At 73.2% G+C, this 2,646-nt stretch carries 1 protein-coding gene and 1 pseudogene; both read left to right on the top strand.

What is annotated here, in order from left to right:
* A pseudogene (locus tag QM638_RS13505) lies at positions 1-1,386 on the top strand (hypothetical protein); the annotation flags it as partial.
* 149 nt (positions 1,387-1,535) lie between these two features.
* Complete coding sequence (locus QM638_RS13510) at positions 1,536-2,528, top strand: formylglycine-generating enzyme family protein (RefSeq protein ID WP_415142515.1); 993 nt, start codon at positions 1,536-1,538, stop codon at positions 2,526-2,528.
* The last annotated feature ends 118 nt before the right edge of the window (positions 2,529-2,646 follow it).

Consider the following 2,646-nt stretch of genomic DNA (forward strand, 5'->3'; position numbering starts at 1 on the left):
CCGGCCGGCCCCACCACGCCCCCGCCCGGGACTCGTGACATCTCCTCGTTCCCGCCGCCGATCGGACGTACGCCGATCGCCGCGCCACCGCCGGCCGCGGCGCAACCGAGCTCGGTGGCTCGCCCGGCCGAGCGGACCACCGGCGAGCACGGCGCACCCACGCAGCTCGGTGGCACCGGCGGCACGCCGCCCGGTGGGCGTCCGGTCGGCTTCGCCGCACCCGCCGGCCCGGCGGGACCGGTGGGACCCCCTGGACCGACCGGGCCGGCTCCACTGGCCGGGCCACCGCGCCGGCGGCGCCGCAAGGCGCCCCTCATCGTCGCGGTCACCGCCGCCGTCGTCCTCGTCGCCGCCGGGGTCGCGGTGTGGGCCTACACCTCCGGGAAGCTGGGGTTCGGCCCGCTCAGCGGCGAGGACAAGGCCGCGGCCGCGGCGCTCGCCGCCGACATCCACGACCCCTCCTGGGCCTCGCGCGACCAGGTCGCGTGCGCCACCGACGAGCTGCTGCACCAGACCCGGGCGAGCGATCTCGCCGACCAGGGCCTGATCACCAAGGACGCCGACGCCGAGCATGGCTGGGACTACACCGAGAAGTGGCGGACCGACACCGCCACCGCCTACCTCGGAGCGGTGCTCGACTGCTCCGCGGACTGGGCCGACGAGCTCGGCAAGGACTGGCACCTGGAGTCGACCAGCTGCCTGCACGACATCGGCGCCGACGACCTGTCGGCCTACTTCGCCAAGGATCTCTTCGACCCCAGCGACGGCGACTCGCTGGACGGCACCAGCGCGGCGGTGGTCAAGAAGCTCGACGGCTGCTACGCCACCAAGCCGAGCAAGCCGGACGTCACCACGGCCGCCCGATACCGTGCCGTCGCCTTCGACTTCACCCGACCCAGCGAGGGCAACGGCGAGACCACCCTGCAGGTCAAGAGCGGCTCCTCCTGGCAGACCCTGAACGGCACGTCGTACACCCTCGGCACCGACGAGGGCGGCGACCGCGCCTGCCTGCCGGTCCGCACCGTGACGAGCTACGGCTGGGGCACCACCGAACCAGCCTCGGCCCGGGCCTGTGGCCACTCCAAGCCGGCACAGCTGTGGTGGACCAAGGACAAGGTGTGCAACGCCAAGTCCCGGGCGTACTACAACGGCCCCTGCTACACCTGGAGCCTGCGCTACGCCGGACTGCAGCCCTTCACCACCTACACCCTGACGCTGAGCCAGAACGGCGGCGACTGCGACTCCTACACCGGCAGCTGCAGCCACCCGATCTTCACCACCGTCAACGGCCGCGGTCGGATCGCGCACGTCTGGTCGGCACAGCCGTCGTGGCACGAGCACTTCGAGGCCGAGCTCGGCAAGCTGACGGCCGTCCTCGACAACTGAGGGAGCCACCGGCTCGCTACGCTGCAGGTGATGACCGAGCAGTGCGCTGAGCAGCCGACCCCGGGGTGGATGCGTCGAGCCCGGGTTGGTCTCGACATCGACCGGCCCCTCGCCCCACCCACCACCCGGTCCGACACCCCGGCCGACCGATGAGCACCGGCTCCTGCTGCGTGCCCCCACCGTTCGGGGACGAGTCGTCGCCGCACGACTCCGGACGATCCGGCGACGAGCGGGTGGGCGACGAGCCGCGCCCGCCGGCGCTCCCCCGCCGACGCCGGGGACTCCTCGACATCCCGGCGGGCACGTTCGAGATGGGCGACCACACCGGCGAGGGGTACGCGGCGGACGGTGAGCGACCCGTCCACCGGGTCACGCTGCCGGCGTACCGGATCGACGCCGGCTGCGTGACGAACGCCGACTTCGCCCGCTTCGTCAAGGCGACCGGATACCTGACCACCGCGGAGCGGGAGGGCTTCTCGGCGGTCTTCCACCTCGCCTTCGAGGGCGACGCGAGCGACATCCTCGGCCGGGCCGAGGAGACGCCGTGGTGGCTCGGCGTCCGCGGCGCCTGCTGGCGCGCCCCGGAGGGGCCCGGCAGCGGGATCGGCCGGCGCAGTCACCACCCGGTGGTGCACGTCTCTCATGCCGACGCGCTCGCCTACTGCGCCTGGGCGGGCACCAGGCTGCCGACCGAGGCCGAGTGGGAGTACGCCGCCCGCGGCGGGCTGGCGGGTCGGCGGCTGCCCTGGGGCGACGAGCTGAGACCCGACGGGGAGTTCCGCTGCCACATCTGGCAGGGCGACTTCCCCACCCGGGCGAGCATGGCCGACGGCTTCCTCACCACCGCCCCCGCCAGGCACTTCGAGCCGAACGGCTACGGGCTCTACCAGAGCGTCGGCAACGTGTGGGAGTGGTGCGCGGACTGGTTCGCGGCCGACTACTACACCATGGTGGCGGAGTCGACGACCGTGGTGGATCCGCGCGGACCGCGCTCCGGCGTGGCCCGGGTGATGCGCGGCGGCTCCTACCTGTGCCACGACTCCTACTGCCACCGCTACCGGGTCTCGGCCAGGTCGAGCTCGCTGCCCGACTCGACGGCCGCGAACCTGGGGTTCCGGTGTGTCGCCGACGTGGCCGGATGAGAAGCCCTATGTCAAGCCGCCCCGGTCTGGCTGGCGAGGAAGCGTTGCAGGGCGCGGTGTCGGGCGGGGTCGTAGGCGAGGTCGTCTTGCCAGCAGTGCCAGATGATGTGGAGCCAGG

The organism is Nocardioides sp. (assembly GCF_047606145.1).
Classification (GTDB): Bacteria; Actinomycetota; Actinomycetes; order Propionibacteriales; family Nocardioidaceae; genus Nocardioides.

Coding starts and splice junctions, on each gene's coding strand:
- QM638_RS13510 (WP_415142515.1), top strand. CDS start 1,536: ATGAGCACCGGCTCCTGCTGCGTGCCCCCACCGTTCGGGGACGAGTCG.